This is a genomic window from Aequorivita sp. CRS11, from assembly GCF_059693805.1.
The window spans coordinates 60804-80380 of record NZ_JCATIG010000004.1; the positions used below are offsets into that span (position 1 = coordinate 60804).

At 38.0% G+C, this 19577-nt stretch carries 18 protein-coding genes; 6 read left to right on the top strand and 12 right to left on the bottom strand.

The window, feature by feature from the left end; genetic code table 11:
* Nucleotides 1–3 precede the first annotated feature (3 nt).
* The 6 genes from rplD to rpsL form a co-directional block, all read right to left on the bottom strand.
* On the bottom strand, nucleotides 4–633 hold the full coding sequence (gene rplD / locus AC58DT_RS08900; RefSeq protein WP_497216505.1) for a 50S ribosomal protein L4: 630 nt from the start codon (nucleotides 631–633) through the stop codon (nucleotides 4–6).
* Nucleotides 633–1244 (bottom strand): 50S ribosomal protein L3, encoded by a 612-nt coding sequence (gene rplC / locus AC58DT_RS08905; RefSeq protein WP_497216506.1) that lies wholly within the window; start codon nucleotides 1242–1244, stop codon nucleotides 633–635. The genes rplD and rplC overlap by 1 nt, the downstream gene beginning before the upstream one ends.
* A 174-nt stretch (nucleotides 1245–1418) precedes the next feature.
* The gene (gene rpsJ, locus AC58DT_RS08910; RefSeq protein ID WP_010181931.1) at nucleotides 1419–1724 is read right to left on the bottom strand and encodes a 30S ribosomal protein S10; all 306 of its coding nucleotides are present in this window, start codon (nucleotides 1722–1724) and stop codon (nucleotides 1419–1421) included.
* A gap of 11 nt (nucleotides 1725–1735) precedes the next feature.
* A complete protein-coding gene (gene fusA, locus AC58DT_RS08915; protein WP_497216507.1) occupies nucleotides 1736–3868 on the bottom strand; it encodes an elongation factor G in 2133 nt (710 codons plus the stop codon).
* A gap of 3 nt (nucleotides 3869–3871) precedes the next feature.
* A complete protein-coding gene (rpsG, locus tag AC58DT_RS08920; protein WP_068763088.1) occupies nucleotides 3872–4348 on the bottom strand; it encodes a 30S ribosomal protein S7 in 477 nt (158 codons plus the stop codon).
* A 61-nt stretch (nucleotides 4349–4409) separates the two neighbouring features.
* Nucleotides 4410–4784, bottom strand: a complete 375-nt coding sequence (gene rpsL / locus AC58DT_RS08925) for a 30S ribosomal protein S12 (protein WP_014782632.1) — start codon at nucleotides 4782–4784, stop codon at nucleotides 4410–4412.
* Between the two features lie 186 nt (nucleotides 4785–4970).
* Between rpsL and AC58DT_RS08930 the strand changes: the two genes are divergently transcribed.
* The 5 genes from AC58DT_RS08930 to rlmB all read left to right on the top strand — a co-directional run bounded on the left by AC58DT_RS08930 (nucleotide 4971) and on the right by rlmB (nucleotide 12636).
* Nucleotides 4971–6668, top strand: coding sequence for a BamA/TamA family outer membrane protein (locus AC58DT_RS08930; RefSeq protein WP_497216508.1), 1698 nt, complete (start codon nucleotides 4971–4973; stop codon nucleotides 6666–6668).
* Between the two features lie 120 nt (nucleotides 6669–6788).
* A complete protein-coding gene (locus AC58DT_RS08935) occupies nucleotides 6789–9857 on the top strand; it encodes a SusC/RagA family TonB-linked outer membrane protein (protein WP_497216509.1) in 3069 nt (1022 codons plus the stop codon).
* Nucleotides 9858–9877: 20 nt separating this feature from the next.
* A complete protein-coding gene (locus AC58DT_RS08940) occupies nucleotides 9878–11314 on the top strand; it encodes a RagB/SusD family nutrient uptake outer membrane protein (RefSeq protein WP_497216510.1) in 1437 nt (478 codons plus the stop codon).
* A 21-nt stretch (nucleotides 11315–11335) separates the two neighbouring features.
* Nucleotides 11336–11764 (top strand): hypothetical protein, encoded by a 429-nt coding sequence (locus AC58DT_RS08945; RefSeq protein ID WP_497216511.1) that lies wholly within the window; start codon nucleotides 11336–11338, stop codon nucleotides 11762–11764.
* Between the two features lie 131 nt (nucleotides 11765–11895).
* The gene (gene rlmB / locus AC58DT_RS08950) at nucleotides 11896–12636 is read left to right on the top strand and encodes a 23S rRNA (guanosine(2251)-2'-O)-methyltransferase RlmB (protein ID WP_497216512.1); all 741 of its coding nucleotides are present in this window, start codon (nucleotides 11896–11898) and stop codon (nucleotides 12634–12636) included.
* Nucleotides 12637–12639: 3 nt separating this feature from the next.
* On the opposite strand, the gene AC58DT_RS08955 is transcribed toward rlmB, so the two are convergent.
* On the bottom strand, nucleotides 12640–13422 hold the full coding sequence (locus tag AC58DT_RS08955; protein WP_497216513.1) for a rhomboid family intramembrane serine protease: 783 nt from the start codon (nucleotides 13420–13422) through the stop codon (nucleotides 12640–12642).
* 91 nt (nucleotides 13423–13513) lie between these two features.
* On the opposite strand from AC58DT_RS08955, the gene AC58DT_RS08960 reads away from it, so the two are divergent.
* Complete coding sequence (locus AC58DT_RS08960; RefSeq protein ID WP_497216514.1) at nucleotides 13514–14791, top strand: replication-associated recombination protein A; 1278 nt, start codon at nucleotides 13514–13516, stop codon at nucleotides 14789–14791.
* Here the strand turns inward: AC58DT_RS08960 and AC58DT_RS08965 are convergent.
* Genes AC58DT_RS08965 through AC58DT_RS08985 form a run of 5 tightly spaced genes read right to left on the bottom strand, consistent with a single transcriptional unit; the run spans nucleotide 14788 to nucleotide 19575 of the window.
* Nucleotides 14788–15588 (bottom strand): hypothetical protein, encoded by an 801-nt coding sequence (locus AC58DT_RS08965; RefSeq protein WP_497216515.1) that lies wholly within the window; start codon nucleotides 15586–15588, stop codon nucleotides 14788–14790. The two genes, AC58DT_RS08960 and AC58DT_RS08965, sit on opposite strands and share 4 nt — an antisense overlap.
* The gene (locus tag AC58DT_RS08970; RefSeq protein ID WP_497216516.1) at nucleotides 15585–17000 is read right to left on the bottom strand and encodes a DUF5723 family protein; all 1416 of its coding nucleotides are present in this window, start codon (nucleotides 16998–17000) and stop codon (nucleotides 15585–15587) included. The genes AC58DT_RS08965 and AC58DT_RS08970 overlap by 4 nt, the downstream gene beginning before the upstream one ends.
* Before the next feature lie 4 nt (nucleotides 17001–17004).
* Entirely contained in the window at nucleotides 17005–17550 is a 546-nt protein-coding gene (locus tag AC58DT_RS08975; protein WP_497216517.1) for a hypothetical protein, read from the bottom strand.
* 50 nt (nucleotides 17551–17600) lie between these two features.
* The gene (locus AC58DT_RS08980) at nucleotides 17601–18290 is read right to left on the bottom strand and encodes a YjjG family noncanonical pyrimidine nucleotidase (protein ID WP_497216518.1); all 690 of its coding nucleotides are present in this window, start codon (nucleotides 18288–18290) and stop codon (nucleotides 17601–17603) included.
* Nucleotides 18277–19575 carry a DUF7033 domain-containing protein gene (locus AC58DT_RS08985; RefSeq protein ID WP_497216519.1) on the bottom strand — a complete coding sequence of 433 codons (1299 nt, stop codon included), beginning with the start codon at nucleotides 19573–19575 and terminating at the stop codon, nucleotides 18277–18279. The genes AC58DT_RS08980 and AC58DT_RS08985 overlap by 14 nt, the downstream gene beginning before the upstream one ends.
* Nucleotides 19576–19577 lie beyond the last annotated feature (2 nt).

Genomic DNA, 19577 nt, shown 5'->3' on the forward strand with positions numbered 1-19577 from the left:
TTTCTATTTACTTAAGTTTGTTTCAATTCCTTCCAAAGAACCTTCAAATAGCACTAAACTATTTGCATTCATAATTTTATAAGTACTTAATTGTGAGTTAGTTATAACTTCAGTACCTTTCAAATTGCGCGAGGACAAATATACATTATTATTTAAGTCTCCCAACACAAATAAAGATTTTTTGTCATTAAGCCCTAAACTGTTCAAAACCGCAGTAAAATTCTTGGTTTTTGGAGCATCAAAATTTAGGTCTTCCAATACAAAAATGGCTTTATCATTCGCCTTCATCGAAAGGGCAGATTTACGCGCCAAACGCTTCAGGTTCTTGTTCAATTTGAAGGAGTAGTTACGCGGACGAGGCCCGAACATTCTACCACCACCTTTAAATACACCAGACTTGATGCTACCCGCACGGGCAGTACCAGTTCCTTTTTGTTTCTTTATCTTTCTGGTAGAACCAGCAATCTCAGCACGCTCCTTTGCCTTGTGGGTACCTTGTCTTTGATTTGCAAGGTATTGCTTCACATCAAGGTAAACAGCGTGATTGTTAGGCTCTATTCCGAACACATCTGCAGAAAGTTCAACTTTCCGACCTGTGTCTTTTCCGTTTATGTCTAATACAGCTACCTTCATTATTTCTCGATCATTACATAAGCGTTTTTATGGCCAGGAACTGCTCCTTTAACCACAAGTAGATTCTTTTCAGGAATTACTTTCAAAACTCTTAAATTTTCAACTTTTACTCTTTCGTTGCCCATTTGGCCAGCCATACGCATTCCCTTGAATACTCTCGCAGGATATGACGCAGCCCCAATGGAACCTGGCGCACGCAAACGGTTGTGCTGACCGTGTGTTGCTTGCCCAACACCGCCAAAACCGTGACGCTTAACAACCCCTTGGAAACCTTTACCTTTTGATGTACCCGCGATATCCACGAACTCACCCTCGATAAAATGCTCCACAGTAATTGTGTCACCTAATTTGTAACTTTCTTCAAATCCCTTGAATTCGGCGACTTTGCGTTTTGCAACGGTTCCTGCTTTTTTGGCGTGCCCTTCGGCAGCTTTAGTTACAGTCTTCTTGTCATCGAAACCAAGTTGAAGAGCTTCGTACCCGTCAACCTCTTTGGTTCTGACTTGGGTAACAACACAGGGTCCTGCTTCAATAACGGTACACGGAATGTTCTTTCCGTTGTCGTCAAAGATGCTGGTCATCCCTATCTTTCTTCCAATTAACCCAGACATATTTAATTATTTATTGATTATTACTTATTTAAATTTCTATTCAAAAAAACAGGGTCAAAATAAATTCAACCCTGAATATTATTTTGTTTCCGTTTTTCCACAACCATCGTTGAGGACATTTTTAATCTTTACAAGATCCCGAAGCGAGTTCGGGAAGTAAATTAAAGTTTATAACTAAACTTTGATTTCCACTTCTACTCCACTTGGAAGCTCCAATTTCATTAGAGCGTCAATTGTTTTTGAAGAAGAACTGTAGATATCCAAAAGTCTTTTGTAAGAACTTAATTGGAATTGCTCTCTACTTTTCTTGTTCACGTGCGGAGAACGTAGTACTGTAAAGATTTTTTTATGTGTTGGTAAAGGAATTGGCCCTGTAACTACAGCTCCGGTACTCTTTACGGTCTTTACGATTTTTTCAGCAGATTTGTCCACCAAATTGTGATCGTAAGATTTTAGTTTTATTCTTATTTTTTGACTCATTGCTGAAATTATTAAACGTTAGCGGTTCCTCTTGCTGCTGCTATTACACTTTCTGAAATGTTAGAAGGTGTTTCAGCATAATGTGAAAATTCCATAGTTGAAGTTGCACGACCTGAAGACAATGTTCTCAATGTAGTTACATAACCGAACATTTCAGAAAGTGGCACTTCAGCCTTGATAACCTTTGCTCCGGCGCGGTCAGCCATATTATTGATTGTACCACGACGACGGTTAAGGTCACCCACAATATCACCCATATTTTCTTCTGGCGTAAGGACCTCAAGCTTCATTATAGGCTCTAGAATTACTGCACCTGCTTTTTTGGCAACTTCTTTGAAACCAATTTTTGCGGCAAGTTCAAAAGACAATGCATCAGAATCCACAGGGTGGAATGATCCGTCCTTTAAAGTAACCTTCATACTGTCAACTTCAAAACCTGCAAGTGGCCCATTGACCATTGCTTGTTTGAAACCTTTTTCAACAGCAGGGATAAATTCCTTAGGAACGTTACCACCTTTTACTTCGTTTACGAATTCAAGCCCAATCTTGCCTTCTTCAGCTGGTTCAAGTGTAAATACGATATCAGCAAATTTACCACGACCACCAGATTGTTTTTTGTAAACCTCTCTGTGATCAGCAACTTTTGTAACAGCTTCTTTGTACTCAACCTGTGGTTGTCCTTGGTTTACTTCAACTTTGAATTCGCGACGTAAACGATCCACGATAATATCTAAGTGAAGCTCTCCCATTCCTGAAATAATTGTTTGCCCAGAAGCTTCGTCTGTACGCACTTGGAATGTTGGATCTTCTTCGGCAAGTTTTGACAAAGCCATACCCAATTTATCAACATCAACCTTAGTTTTAGGCTCTACCGCGATACCAATTACTGGATCAGGGAAGTTCATACTTTCCAAAACAATTGGATGTTTTTCATCAGACATGGTATCACCAGTCTTGATATCTTTAAATCCTACCGCCGCCCCAATATCTCCAGCTTCGATATAATCGATAGCATTTTGTTTGTTGGAGTGCATTTGGTAAATACGTGAAATACGTTCTTTTTTACCGGAACGGTTGTTCAAAATGTAAGATCCTGCGTCCAAACGACCTGAATAAACACGGAAGAATGCCAAGCGACCTACGAAAGGATCTGTAGCAATCTTAAATGCTAGTGCAGAAAATGGTGCACTTACATCTGGTTTACGTATTTCTTCTTTTTCGGTATCTGGGTTAACACCAATAATACCTTCCTTATCGGTTGGTGCTGGCAAATAACGGCAAACAGCATCTAAAAGAAACTGAACCCCCTTATTCTTAAATGAAGAACCACAAACCATTGGAATGATAGACATATCCATTACGGCAGCACGAAGCGCAGCGTGCACCTCTTCTTCAGTAATAGAGTCTTCGTCCTCCATATATTTTTCAAGCAAGTTTTCGTCATAAGCAGCAACTTCTTCAATAAGTTTACCACGTAAAACTTTTGCTTCAGCTTTTAATTCTTCTGGAATTTCAACAACGTCGAATGTTGAACCGAATGAATCATCATGCCAAATTACAGCACGGTTTTTCACTAAGTCAACAATTCCTTTAAAGTCTGCTTCGTCACCAATATTCAATACAATTGGCACTGCGTTGGACTTCAGCATATCCTTTACCTGCTGACATACAGCCATAAAGTTTGCTCCTTGACGGTCCATTTTGTTAACGAAACCGATACGAGGTACTTTATAGTTATCTGCAAGCCTCCAGTTTGTTTCGGATTGTGGCTCAACACCATCTACCGCACTGAAAAGGAATACCAAACCATCAAGAACACGCAGCGAGCGGTTTACCTCTACGGTAAAATCCACGTGGCCAGGAGTGTCAATAATGTTGAAATGGTAATCTTTTGTTTCAGGAAGCGGTTGTGCGTTTTCCAATGGAAACCTCCAAGTACAAGTAGTAGCAGCCGAAGTAATGGTAATACCACGCTCCTGCTCTTGCTCCATCCAGTCCATGGTTGCAGCTCCATCGTGAACCTCACCAATTTTATGGCTTACCCCAGTATAAAAAAGGATACGCTCTGTAGTTGTGGTTTTACCGGCATCAATATGCGCAGCAATCCCGATATTTCTTGTGTATTTTAAATCTCTTTGTGCCATTTTTTAGAATCTGAAATGTGAGAATGCTTTGTTAGCTTCTGCCATTTTGTGAGTATCCATACGTTTCTTTACAGCGGCGCCTTCTTCTTTGGCAGCGGCAAGAATCTCACCAGCAAGTTTTGCGGCCATGGATTTCTCGTTTCTTTTTCTTGAATAAGTAATTAACCATTTCATTGCGGTAGCAATTTTACGGTCCGGACGTATTTGCATAGGAATTTGGAAGGTTGCCCCACCAACTCTACGGCTACGCACCTCTACGTGAGGCATAATATTGGAAAGCGCATCTTTCCAAAGCTCCAACGCAGTTTTTTCGTCGTCTTGTTTCTTTTCATCTACAATGTCAATTGCATCATAGAAAACTTTGAAAGCCACACTCTTTTTTCCATCCCACATCATGTTGTTTACAAAACGCGTAACCAACTGGTCGTTAAACCTTGGATCTGGTAAAAGTGGTCTTTTTTTGGCCTGTCTTTTTCTCATTTGTTGTTTGTTAATGGCTAAGAATATATTTTTTCAATTTATTCTCGACCCGTTTTCATTTTTACTTCTTTGGGCGTTTTGCTCCGTACTTAGATCTACGTTGCGTGCGGCCTGCAACACCTGCGGTGTCTAATGCTCCACGAACAATGTGATACCTAACTCCTGGCAAATCCTTTACCCTTCCACCTCTAACCAATACTATCGAGTGCTCTTGGAGATTGTGTCCTTCGCCTGGGATGTATGCGTTTACTTCCTTACCGTTTGTAAGTCTTACCCTTGCAACTTTACGCATTGCAGAGTTAGGCTTCTTAGGTGTAGTAGTATATACACGCGTACAAACACCACGACGTTGTGGGCACGAATCCAAAGCAACCGATTTACTCTTCTTGGTTATTTTGGTTCTTCCTTTACGTACTAATTGTGAAATTGTTGGCATATAAAATATGTATTATTACTGTTTAAAAATAAAACACCCCTATTTTTAGGGGATGCAAATGTAGAATATTTTTTTTACTAATCAAACCATACTGAATTAATTTTCAGCATAGTTTCATTATTTTTTCGCTTTAGATATGAAATGGCAAGTTGAAGCGTTAATTTTACACAGCAAATGTCACCCTTTTTGAAAAGATTCCTATACATTTTTCTATACCTTAATATATATACCTGTTTTTTCTTCGGAATTAAAGCGCAGGAGCTCACCCTATCCATAAAGACAGAAAAACCAATTTCCGAAGGCATAATAGATTCGCTTCAAATGAAGACAAGCTTCAAGGATTTTAATTCGCTGAAGAATGAAGCCGACACCCTTTATTTGAAGTTTCAGCGCATGGGTTTCATAGAAAGCGAACTGATTGAATTAAAAAAAGAAAACGACAGCAGCTATTTAGCAGATTTCTCTCTCGGGAAAAAGTTCAGCTACCTAAAGGTTTTTTATTACAATGAAGATTTCACCAAAAAGGAACTACAGCAGATTTCTTCGGAAGTTGACGAAATCTATTTTATTCTTCCTTTTGAAAATATACCCCTTTCACTAAAAAAACTCACCGCGTTCCGAAACCAAAAAGGAAATGCTTTTGCACGGGTAAAGCTTTCGGACTTTGAAAAAGATGAAAATGAAAATTTATCCGCCACCCTTTTTATCGACAACGGAAATGTCCGCACTGTAGATTCAATTGTGGTTAAGGGCTATGAAAAGTTTCCCCGATCTTTTCTGAAATATTATGCCGGCGTTCGCAAGGGGAAAATTTTCAATCAGAAAAAGTTAGTTGCTCAAAATGAAAATCTAGACGGGCTAGGTTTTGTTTCAGCAGCTAAACCACCCGAAGCATTGTTCCGAAAAGATTCCACCACCGTTTATTTTTATTTGGAAAAACAAAACAATAATCTGTTTGATGGAATTTTGGGCTTTGCCACTGATGAAGAAACTCAAAAATTAACTTTTAATGGATATTTGAACCTAGAGCTGAACAATAATCTAAATTATGGAGAGCAACTTTTAATAAATTATAAAGCTGACGGCAAGGAACAGGTAAACTTCAGGACCAAGTTAACGCTACCTTATCTTTTCAGCACACCTTTTGGGCTGAGTGGAGAATTGAAGATATTTAAAAGAGACAGTACGTTTATCACGACAGAGCAACAGATTCGCGCAACCTATCAAATAGATCCTAGATCTACGGTATATGTTGGTTACAAAGGGTACGAATCAAGTAATTTGCTAGATGAAGCGATTGCAGGCATCCCTATTGATGACTTCAAGTCGCAATTCTTCATTGCTGGAGGTAGCTATATAAAACCGCAAAACCGCAAACTGTTTCCAGTCAAGACCGCCATATTGCTGGACGCTGGAATTGGCTCAAGGGAAAAAGACGGAAAGTCAGAAGGTCAATTGGGCGTTGAGACCACCCTCAATAATATTTTCAATTTAAATTACCGGAACTCAATCTTTATTCAAAACCAAACGAGTGTTCTATTCAGTGAAAGTTATTTGGTAAATGAATTGTATAGGTTTGGAGGAATCAACAGTATACGAGGTTTTAACGAAAATAGCATAGACGCGTCTCTTTTTTCAATAATTAATACGGAATACCGCTATCAATTTAATGATGGCATTTATGTTCATAGCATAATAGATTTAGGATATTTTGAAAATGAAACTATTTCCATAAAACAAAATCTATACAGTTTTGGATTTGGACTAGGCTTGAACACCAAAGCAGGCCTTTTCAAATTTAATGTAGCCAACGGGAATGCCCAAGATTCAGATTTTAGCTTTTCAAACACTAAGATACATATCAGCATTTCCTCAAAATTTTAACAAACTACCCGTAAACAGATTGGTTTCATTAAATAAAACACAAAAATTGGGAGCAAATACTTGTGTAATTAACTTTTTATTATGATTTTTGCCGTTGGCTAATTCAAATAATTTATAAAAATGAGAACAAAGTTTAGTGGAATTTTAACGCTTTTACTAGCGTTAGTTGTGCAGCTTACCTTCGCACAGCAAAAAACTATTACAGGTACGGTGACAGACGATACAGGTCTGCCATTGCCTGGTGCAAACGTTATAATTAAAGGAACAAGTACTGGTACCCAATCAGATTTTGATGGTAATTATACCATTTCTGCAAATGTGGGACAGACATTAACCTTTAGTTATGTAGGTTTTGACACCAAGGAAGTAAAAGTAGGTGCCCAGAATAAAATTGATGTTACTTTACAACCAGGTGAAAGCCTGAATGAGGTAGTTGTAACTGGGTATTCTACACGAAACCAAACAGTGCAAACCTCGGCAGTTGTGTCAATTTCTGCCGCAGAACTTTCACAAATGGCTCCAACCACTAGTATAGACAATATGCTACAAGGTAAAGCCGCTGGTGTACAGGTAACTGCTGCTAACGGTAAGCCGGGGCAGGGAGCTTTTGTTCGTATTCGTGGAACAGGATCTCTTGTTGCAGGTGCTTCATCGCCACTATACATTGTTGACGGTGCGCCTATTAGAGAAGTAGATCTTGCTAGTATTCCAAACGAGGATATCGAGAATATCACTATCTTGAAAGATGCTGCAATGACTGCTCGTTATGGTTCTAGAGGATCTAACGGGGTTGTGGTTATTACTACAAAGAGTGGTAACCGTAATAAAGACGCTAAAATCCGTTTTAGCTCTCGTTATGGTACAGTTACAAGAGTAAACCCTAACTTCACAATGATGACAGCTGCTGAAAAAATGCAGTATGAAGCTGAACTTTATGCGCTAGGTGTTACAGGTGCATCAGGTTTGCCAGGTGTAACTACACAACCGGGATCTCCTGAGCGTCAATTTCTATTAGATAATGAAGTAGATTGGCAAGATTTGATTTTAAAAGATGGAGTTATTCAAAATAACAGTATCTCTATTTCTGGTGGTTCTGAAAAAATGGACTATTACTTCTCTGTAACTAATGACAGAAACACAGGTATTATTGATGATATTGATGGTTTCGAAAGAACTGGTGCTCGTCTTAATGTTAACTTTGATGCTAAAGATTGGCTATCATTAGGTGTAAACGTTGGTTACTCACGATCTATGAGTGATGAGCCAAGAGATAGAAATAACACGCAGAACCCATTTAGAGGTATGCTTGACTATAATGGTTACGAAACTGAGTTTGTTCTAGATGAAGATGGTAATATTGTATTGGACGAAAACGGAAACCCTATTTACAACCCAACTCACACCACATTCCCAGTTAGAGGAGCACTTTTAAGTGAGCCAAGTGAAGATATAAATAATACAACTCTTGGAAGTATTGATGCATTGGTAAAGTTTGATAAGCATTGGACTTATAACTTTAATGTTGCTGTTAACTGGCTTGCCAGACGTAGAGAAAGCTATTCTAAACCAGGAGGTATTTTGGATGCTCTTATTGGTGATCCAACTAAACCAGGTAACAAATTTGATGACCAACAACACAGATTAGACCTAACTATAAGTAACCGTTTAAATTATAACCTTACAACTGAAGCACATACTTTAAACGTATTAGGTCTATATGAATATAACATGAATGAGTTTAACCGTGCTTTCGTAAGAAGTATTGGTTTCCCTTCAGCTTTATTAACAACTCAAGCGAATGCCGCTGAACTTACTGATGGATTCACAAATAGAAGTAGATTGACATTGGTTTCTTATGGTGTGTTTGCAGATTACGATTACAAACAGCGTTACTTGCTTCAAGCATCTGTACGTCGTGATGGTTCTTCTAACTTCGGTTCAGATGTACAATATGGTACTTTCTATAGTGCGAGTGTTGGTTGGAACTTGGCCAAGGAAAACTTTTTTCAAGTTGACTTTATTGATGACTTAAAACTTAGAGGTTCATACGGATCGGTAGGTAACAGATTAGGATTAACTAATTATGCTTCACAAGGTACAGTTGGTTTTGGATCATATCCTGGAGGATCAAGTACTATTCCTGATAACGTAGCGAACCCTGATTTGAGCTGGGAGACAACTACTACTACAAACATAGGACTTGAATTAAATATGTTCAACGACAGAGTTCGTTTAGTATCAGATTACTTTATTAGAAATACTACTGACCTATTGTTTGCTATTCCTACTGCAGACGAAGCAGGTGTAGGAAGTATCAATGGTAACGTAGGTGATATTCGCAACAAAGGTTTAGAAATTTCGTTGCAAGCTGATTTATTCCGCAGCAACGACTTCAAATGGACCTTAGGAGGAAATATTATCTTCTTAGATCACGAAATCGTAAAATTGCCTGATGGAGAACCAATTGATCCTACAGCAAATACATTCTTCATCCGTTGGGAAGAAGGACGTTTGATCAATGAGCATTTCTTGATTCGTTATGCAGGTGTTGACCCAGCTACTGGTAGAGCTCAATTCTATGGTGGTGACGGAAATGTCTATTTCGCTAACGAACTTCCAGAAGGTGAAGAACACCGTGTATTCCAAGGGAAATCTACAATTGCTGATAAGGAAGGTGGATTCTTCTCTAACATTACTTACAAAGGCTTTGGACTTCGTACAGACTTCGTTTTCAAATACGGTAACTGGATTAACAACTTTGTACGTTCTGATCGTGAATCAGATGGTTTAGCGATCGCAGATAACCAAGCTGTAGGTGCATTCAACTACTGGCAACAACCTGGAGACACAGATGTATTGCCAAGTCCTATATACTCTGCTACTGATGCAACCGTTATGGGTAATTCAGACAGATGGTTAGAGAGAGGTGATTATATACGTATGCGTAACGTAACGCTTTCCTATACTTTCCCAAGTAAAACTTTGGAAAAAACACCTATCAGTTCATTAAGAATTTATCTACAAGGCCAAAACTTATTGACCTTTACCAAATTCTGGGGAGATCCTGAAGTTGGACTTTCTTCTGGAGAAACCATTTCATTTGCAAATGCAGTTGCTCCGGGTGAAGCCACACTATATAGCTATCCAAACACTAAATCTTACCAAATAGGTTTGGACCTTAGTTTCTAATTTTAAAAAAAATTGATACAATGAAAAAAATATTTTATAAAATAGCATTTTTTACCTTAATCGTTGGAGCTCTTACTTCCTGCGATAAGGAACTAGATCAGGTACCATTTGATTCTTTCGGTACTGAAAATGCATATGTTACAGCGGCAGATTTTGAAAATGCCATTAGAGGTGTATATTCAAACTTAACTGCTTCTGGCTTTTATGGCGGTAGTGATGCTGGCGGGATGCTTGATGCTCCTGATGTATTGTCAGATAACGTAACTTTTGCACAGAAAGGTCGTGGAACAAGAAGAACACTTCATAACTGGCAATATGGTGCAGCAGATGCTCCATTGTACGGTCTTTACACAGCTGCTTACAGCACTATATATAGAGCGAACTTATTGCTAGCCAACAGTGAAGGGTTCGAAGGTGAAAATAAAGAGAATATAGTTGCTGAAGCAAAAGCTTTGAGAGCATTGGCACATTTTGATCTTGTAACATTTTGGGGGAAAATCCCAACGCAATCTGGCGACGCAAATGGAAGTCTTGGAGTTGCTTATGTAACAGAACCAGATCCTACAATTGAGCCAGCAAGAGAAACTGTTGGCACTACTTATGACTTAATCGTTAAGGATCTTACAGAGGCCGCAGCTGGCATCAATGTAACGAACGATGTAGGTCGTATGAACAGAGATGCAGTAAATACTCTTTTATCAAGAGTTTACTTATACATGGGGCAATGGCAAAAAGCAGTTGATGCTGCTAATCTTGTAAGTACTCCAGTAGCACCACGTTCAGATGTTGTGGATGTTTGGACTGACTCAAGCAGATCAGGTCTTTTGTTCTATATTCCAAATGAACTTCCTGTCTTAGGTATTAGTATTGGAGTTACTTGGAGTCAAGGTGGCCTTACTAACTTGATACCTGAATATGTTGTTTCTTATGATTTTTACAATTCATTTGCAGCTGATGATATCCGTAAAGAGGCATATACTATGCAAGCAGCCAATAACGCTGACGGACTTCAATTCAATGCCATTAAGAAATTATACGGAAGAGAAGGTCAATCTAACGGACAAGTAGATATTAAAATTCTTCGTGCCGCAGAAGCTTATTTGAACAAAGCAGAGGCTTATTTTAACTTAGGAAATGAATCTGCTGCAAGAACTGCCTTGGATGCGGTTAGAACAAAAAGATACACTACCCCTCCAAGTGGAGAAACCGGTAGTGCGCTTCGCGATGCAATTAGACTTGAAAGAAGATTTGAATTTGCTTTTGAATATCAAAGATTTTTCGACCTAAAACGTTGGGGCTTGAGTATTGATCGTGATGGTTTTGGAGACCTTGCTGATGGTACTGGCACACCTTCAGACCAACAATCTCTAGCAGCAGGCAACAATAAGTTCCAGTTGCCAATTGCTCAAAGTTCATTGGATCAAAACCCTAATCTAGTTCAAAACCCTGGGTATTAATAAATCTTAAAATCTATCAAAATGAAAAAAGTTAATATATTAATTGTTATTCTTACTATAGCCATCGTTGCTGTTTCTTGCGAAACATATGATGATTATAATACAGATCGTAAAACTGTGGTAGGTTTTACTACCGCTACCAAGAACATTAACAACATTCCAGAAGGCGGAACTAAAAGTACTACTGTTGATTTATTTGTTTCTGACTTGTCAAGTGCAGCTAGAACATTTACTATTGTAGCTATTCCTGCTGACTCACTTGCTACAGCACCTGAAAACTACACTTTTGACAGTACGGTAACTTTTCCAGCAAACGAGCGCTCTGCAACTATCGAAGTAATTGCCGTGGATAATTCTATTACAGAAGAGAGAGCTTTTTTCAAGCTCGCTGTTGAAGGAAGCACAGATATAGTTTCTGGTGGTATAGTTCTTATGGGTGTTAAAAATTAATTTTTAAATAGCCATTATTTTATAAAACACCCCTTATTAAAGGGGTGTTTTTTTATATATAATTTTAAACACAGTAGAAGAATTATTCTATTTACCTTTGTTTAAATTCAACAAGAAATTAACAGAAACCCATGCAAGATAAAACAAACACTATATTTGGAATTTATCCAATAAAAGAGGCTTTAGCCTCTCAAGTTGTTTTTGACAAAGTATTTATTCAAAAAGGAATAGAAAGCGATAAAATTGAGATGCTTATTAAAGATTTGGAAAAGGCCAATGTCCCTGTTAACATTGTTCCTTTTGAAAAACTCAATAGGCTCACAAAAGGTAATCACCAAGGGATTGTAGCACTTACTTCGCCAGTGGCCTTTCAATCATTGGAAACTGTTGTGGAAAGAGCATTGGAAAGTGATAAAAAACCTTTATTTTTAGTGTTGGATCAAATTACAGATGTCCGTAATTTCGGAGCCATCCTACGTACCGCTGAATGTACTGGCGTTAACGCTGTAATAATTCAAAAATCTGGAGGCGCTCCCGTATCGGGCGATACCGTAAAAACTTCTGCAGGTGCTATTTTCAAAATTCCAATTTGTAAAGTAGAGCATATTAAAGATGCAATCTTTTATCTACAGGGCTCAGGTATTACTACCATTGCAGCTACCGAAAAAACCAAAACTGAAATATATGCCTTAGATTTAAATAAACCATTAGCCATAATTATGGGTTCTGAAGGTAAAGGCGTAACAAAATCAGTTCTTGGCTTGGTAGATGAAAAAGCCTCACTACCCCTGCTGGGCGAAATTAACTCTTTGAATGTTTCTGTTGCGTGCGGTGCTTTTTTATATGAAGCAACAAGACAAAGACGCATATAGCGTTTATTTAGATTTGTCTTTATCTTTTTTCTTAAGGCTGTATACTATTTTTACAACTTTCCTATTTTCCTCCGCTACTTTTTCCTTTATTGATGATGGAACAGAATTTTCTACAGGTTCTTTTGGCAATTCAATAAAATTTCCATTTTCGTCAAATTGTTGCAAAAAGGGATCATTCTCCGGTATATAATCTTCCCGCTCCCACTCGTATTTTTTTCTTTCAATAGGATTTCCTTTAAACAAAAATGCAAAAACAAGCCCAACAAAGAAACCAGACAAATGTCCTTCCCAAGATATTTTTGGGTCTACAGGAAAAACATACCAGAGCATTCCTCCATAAAGAAAAACTACCGCCAATGCCAATGCTGTGAGTTGATACTGTTTTGAAAAAATTCCTTTAAAAAATAAAAAAGAAGCGAGCAAATACACAATACCACTCGCACCAATATGAAGTGATGGGCGTCCAATAGCCCATGTAGCCAAGCCCGTAAACAACAATCCGAGTATTAGGACATTCCAGCGTATTTCTCTATAAAAATAAAAAAGTGCAGCTGTCAAAACGAAGAGCGGCACCGAATTATTAAAAAGATGCTTTAAACTGCCATGTATAAACGGGCTGAAAACAATACCACGCAGACCCTCCAATCTTCTTGGATAAATACCGTATGGATTAAAGTTTATATTAAAACGGGCTTCCACCCAATAAACAATCCAAAGTAACATCACAAAAAGCAAAGGATATCCAAAAACCTCTGGACTGAATTTCAATTGGTTGGATTTCGACATAGGTGACTGATTACAAAAAACACTCCCAAAATCAAATTTATGATAAATTGTCAGTGATACCGATTTATTAAAATTGTAATTTTGAAAAACTATGAACGCACCACTCGCCGAACGCATCCGCCCCGCAACGCTCGAAGGCTATTTAAGCCAACAGCATTTGGTCGGCCCCAAAGGCTCGCTTACTTCACAATTGAGTACTGGAATGATTCCCTCAATGATTTTTTGGGGTCCTCCAGGCACTGGAAAGACAACACTTGCAAATATAATTGCTAATGAAAGCGGCAGGCCCTTTTATACCCTAAGCGCCGTTGACAGCGGTGTTGCCGCAGTACGTGAAGTGATTGAAAGAGCAAAAAAAAGTGACGATCTCTTTTCTACAAAAAACCCAATTCTATTTATAGATGAGATTCACCGTTTCAGTAAATCGCAGCAGGATTCACTTTTGGGTGCTGTAGAAAAAGGATGGATTACCCTCATTGGCGCTACTACAGAGAATCCAAGCTTTGAGGTAATACCCGCATTATTATCACGCTGTCAGGTTTATGTTTTGGAATCTTTCAGTCGTGATGATATGGAAGCACTGCTGAAAAGGGCTTTAAGAGAAGACGAAATTCTTTCCCAAAAAAAAGTAATCCTAAAGGAAACTGAAGCGCTCATAAGGCTTTCGGGCGGTGATGCTCGTAAACTTTTAAATATTTTAGAACTGGTTGTTCTTTCAGAAAAAGATAAAAAAATTAGCATCACTAATGAATTAGTAATGCAAAAGGCACAGAAAAACACTGTGCTTTATGACAAAACCGGAGAACAGCATTACGATATTATTTCAGCATTTATAAAATCCATTCGCGGCAGTGATCCGAACGCTGCGGTATATTGGTTAGCACGTATGATTGAAGGTGGTGAAGACATTAAGTTTATAGCTCGAAGAATGGTTATTCTCTCATCCGAAGATATCGGTATGGCAAATCCAAATGCCCTTTTGTTAGCTACCAGCACTTTTCAGGCCGTAAATACTATTGGTTATCCCGAAGCGCGAATAATTTTGAGTCAGTGCGCAGTATATCTGGCAACTTCTCCTAAAAGCAACGCTTCCTATAAAGCCATTGGCGAAGCCCAACAAGTGGTTCGGCAAACAGGCGACCTATCTGTCCCCCTATCAATAAGAAATGCACCAACTAAGCTTATGAAGCAATTAGGCTACGGAAAGGAATATGAATATGCCCACAATTATGAAGGCAATTTTGTTCCGCACGAGTTTCTGCCTGAAGAAATTAAGGGCACTACCTTCTACAAACCGGGGAACAATCCAAAGGAAAACGCTTTAAAAAATTATTTGACGCAACTCTGGAAGAATAAATATAATTTTTAATTTACGGATAAATAAACAGTTGATGACGACCCATCCTTAATTACTAAATTCCCAGAGGGGTCAAAGGAAGCATCAGAAACCTTTCCTAAAGTATCAATATATTTTACCACATTATCCATTACGATAATTTTTCCTCTTAAAAGAAGACCGTCTTCTGCACTGGCAGTTTCTTCATAGAAAGAATAGCCTTCCGTTGTTTTTCTGAGCAGAAATGTTTTTCCGTCATGGCTATAATTTGAAAATTTGGCATCGGGAAGCAAATTTCCTGAAACCCTTGAAACTTTTGGTTGTGTAAGTTCTTCTACTTTTGAATCCGGTTTCAGTTCTATTAAAGAAGCCTTGGCAGTATTTGAGTTATTGTTTAAAAGCATCACCTCTTTTTGATTTACGTTAAGTAATTCTACACTATTGAATGCCTTGCGGAGGGCATCTTGATAGCTTTTGTCAAATTCCTTATACTTGCTTTTTCCTTCTTGGCTCCTATAAATTTCATTGTCGTTACAATCTTTTAAAACCACTTGCAGTTTAGTGCCAAACAATGTTTTCAATTCCTCCACATTGGCATAAAGGCCATCACAACGGTTTGCGTTTGGGGCCGAATCTGCCAAATAAGCATTGAAACCGCTTTTTTCAAAATAAAACTTGGTCATTGAATTTAATTGAAATTGATCCTTTGATTTAAGAAAATCAAACTGATCAGGAACAATTACGTAACTATAATCGTTCAAGTTTGTTTGCTGTGCATATAAGTTTATCGATAAAAATAAGGCAGTTACTAGCAGTAAAAATCGTGTCATTCTTCGTCAATTATAATGTTAAACCCTAATTGTAAAGATACACTTTTTGCTTTTGCTAAATTGCCATACCTTATAAGATTGTCAGCTGCGAGATAAAAGTTAAGTTTACCAATATCAGTAGAAACCCCTAACCCAACATTTGAAAACGAATATGGATCTACTGTATATGTTGCTTTTGCAGATAAATAGTCAGTAATTCTTCTGTGATAGAACAAGGTTCCTGCCATTTGGGCTCCTTTGGGTCTAAACATAGCGTAAAATTGCAAACCTACATTTTGCTTATGAAGCTTTCCTCCGCCCATATTTAAGCAATCACAATCGCCAGCGCTATTGAATCTTCCAAAACCGAAACTTAGCCCAGCATTCAATTTTGTAGGACGAAACTGAGTATATGAATTATGAAGTGTATCAATAGGAATTTCACGTTCTATTTCATCTTCGAGGTTATCATAATACGGAAGCGTGGAATCTCCTTCATTAAGCGGTGGAAAAATTAAGTTTATCCCGTCCAAAGTATAAGTTCCATGCGCCCGATAGCTTTCCACATCTTTTGAGTGAAAAATTGCACCCACATCCAGCGCACTGGCTGTAAGTGTCCATGCTTCATTAATATCATAAGTAAAACCTAGGTCTAGCCCTACCCCAATATTTCCACCAAAAAAAGCACGGCCTAAAATTTCATTTGTAACTTGTGATGCACCATCTAAATCCCTCAAGGAAGCATAGCCCGAAGTCTGAACACTGACATCTGCGTTTTGAACGATGTGCTCATAAATATTTTCTGAATCATTATCGCCCAATCGGGTAATGAAGGTTCCAGTATTATTCACACTCCGGTAACTGAACATACTGGAATACAGTTTTAATCGTGCACCCACCGTTAGTTTATCACTGATTTGTTTATTTAATCCAAAATGATAGACAGTCATAAAATCACCCGTGGTACTTATTTCACCCAAATTAAAAGGATAGTCTAGATAATCCCTATTTCCTTCCCATGCCAGAATTGCCAAATCCTTCGGAAAATAGACTATAAAGTCAAATTCCTGATAAATTCCGCCAGAAAAATAGATATCATTTTTTGCACGCCAACCAAAATTGAGAAGCTCCAATTGTTGGGTAGCGGTGAAGAAATCTGTATGCTTCATTTCAAATAACTTTTGCGTAATACGGCCATTGATATTATCATTTCCATCTTTGAAAATATCATAAACCGAAACGCCCGACGAACCTCCGTTAAAATGGATTTGCGACAACAATGGAATTCCGTAGTGTTTCTGTTGAGTTACTTTACTCCCGGGGTTTAGCATTAAGGATTGGGGAATGTCATCAAAACCATAGAGGATTTGCTTATTTTGGGAAATAGCCAAAAAGCCCACGAGGGATAGTATGTAGGTAAATAAGTTTCGCATTGTATTAGTATTCCAAAAAGTAGGTGGTTTTGGATTTTAAGTTTAATGTACCTTCCAGATTTTCGTTGGAAGAAGGTATGGTTACCGTAACCACAACCTTATGTGCCTGCGTAAGGCTAAGTATATCATCACCCTCAACGTTTTCAATGTATTCGGTGATTACCGGAGCCGTTGGCATTCCTTCAGAAACGGAAGTTCCTGCTACATAAGTGGTATCATTTGCCTCGCTTAGAAACTGAAAATCTACTTGGAAACTTCTAGGGATGCTATTGGTGAACTTAAAATAAAATTCAGCGCGCTTAAGACTTTCCTGCAATGTACTATCATCAAGAAATTTAATCTCAGTAGTGTCTGTAACGGTAAGAATTGGATTTGAATTTATAGAATCATAAAATTGGTTTGCATTCAGGTTGAAGTATATTAAATCTAGCTCTACTACGGGAGTTAGGGCAATATCTTCAGCTTGATCAAAATCGGTATCCTTTATGCAAGCCGAAAAGAATAGGCAAGCACAGACCATTATAATGGAACGGGATATGGTTTTATTCATATATGGGGATAATTTACCTGTTGTTAACGTACTTTTATGCAGGATTATTACTACAAATGCTTTTTAATTTCAGAAAGTTCGCTAATGGCGAAGTGTGGTGCCGTAGCAATTTCATTCCTATAGTTAAAAAACAAGGTGTACATTCCAGCTTTTTGCGCCCCGATAATATCTGCTTCCAGGCTATCACCAATCATAACACTTTTTTTTGATGCAACCGAAGCTTTCATTAGGGCGGTTTCAAATATAACAGGATGGGGCTTCTTTAACCCTACCTCTTCCGAAGTTGTAATGGTGTTAAAATATTTTTTTATACCGCTATTTTGAAGTTTTAGGTGCTGCACCTCTTCAAAACCATTGGTTATGATGTGCAATTTATAGGTTTGGGAAAGATAGTCAAGAATATCAACAGCGCCGATAAAAAGGTGGTTATCCACAGGCAGTTCTTCAATATAGCAATGCGCAACAGAATCAATGGTTTTCAGTGGAAGTTTTAATTGGAAACTAGCGAAAGTTTCTGTCAATCTCCCTCTTCGAAGTTGTTCTTTACTTACACGGTCTTCCCGATATTTTTTCCAATAATCAAGATTTATGGGTTCATATACTTTCAAAAAATCGACCAATGGCAATTCAATTTTGTGCTTTTTGAAAACCCTTTCAAACGCCAGACCTGAATTTTTATCAAAATCCCAAAGGGTGTGGTCCAAATCAAAAAAAACATCGGTTATCTCACTTTTCTGCATATTCCTGTAATTTTTCAGCTAAAATCTTTCGCCAAACTTTATTGTTTTCTTCCGAAGAAAAATCGCTGTTTGAAAATATCATAGTAAAAGTTCCATTTACCTTTTCTACGGCAGCAATGGTATTATTTACAGTTTTTTCAATGTCTGATGCATATTTCTTCTGAAAAGCCAAAGTTGTCATCGCGATGGGATGCACAACCAGAGGTGTTTTTATTTCATAATCCAAATCATAAAAAAGAAAAGGTGTACAGGTACCGGCCCTGAAACCCACGGTATCGCGAAAGACCATTGTAAAATCACGCTTTACCTCCAACTCTACCAAATGACGATATATGTCGGGCAAATTCACCAAAAACTCAGAATTCAGGGAACTGCCGAGAGAACGGTTGGTGATCTCTTCCATTCGGCGTTTTTCGGCTTTTAAGATTTCATAATTGCTGAGGGCATTAAAGGAAAAAATAAGCCCTACCTCTTTATAGTCTGATACAAACTTTATCAACATTTTAAACTTTTGTCGATGCGTGTTCATACTCTCGTTAAAAGACAGTGCATTCCCCAAAAGAAAAAATACCGTTAAACTAAAATCGCTTCTCGTGGCCTTGTTTATAATCCATTTAAAAGTATCCAACGGATCGCGTTTTAAGCCTAAAATTACCTGTGTTCTATTTAAAATATTTCGAAATTTCCCTTGAAAAAAACTATCAAAATAACCTATCACGGAGCGAAAAACCCCCTTCTGTTTGTAAGCGTAGGGCTGCGAAGCGAGAATAACGGGATGTATCTTAATCCTTTTTTCAGGAAACAACATATCCGGAAAAACCTCTAAAAGTTTAGTCTTAAAAAGGTGTGCCCAAATATCCACAACTGGCTGTTGTAGAAATCCGTGCTTAAATGCCAAGCTTTCCGAAGCCATGAAACGCCCCACTTCGTCTTTTACGTGGGGAAGATATTCCTCATATCTTGTTATCATAAAAAAGCTTGCTGAGAAAATATCAAAAGGAAGAGCGCTATTATTTGAAACAGAAAAAAAGCCAAAAGTATCTCCCCATTTTTTTACCGAAACATCAATTGCCTCAAGACCTTGCTGTTCTAACAGTCCATAACTTTGAAAAAACAGTTCGTTGCCCAATGGCTTTTTTACATATGAAATTTTAGGGCCGCCGTGAGCAATAAATTCTTCAATTTCAGAAGTAAACGCAACTTCAATTCCTAAGATTCGAAGACAAATATGCTTAAAAATATAGGAAATACGGGGAGTGAGCTTTTGAGTGTAAATTAATAGCATAT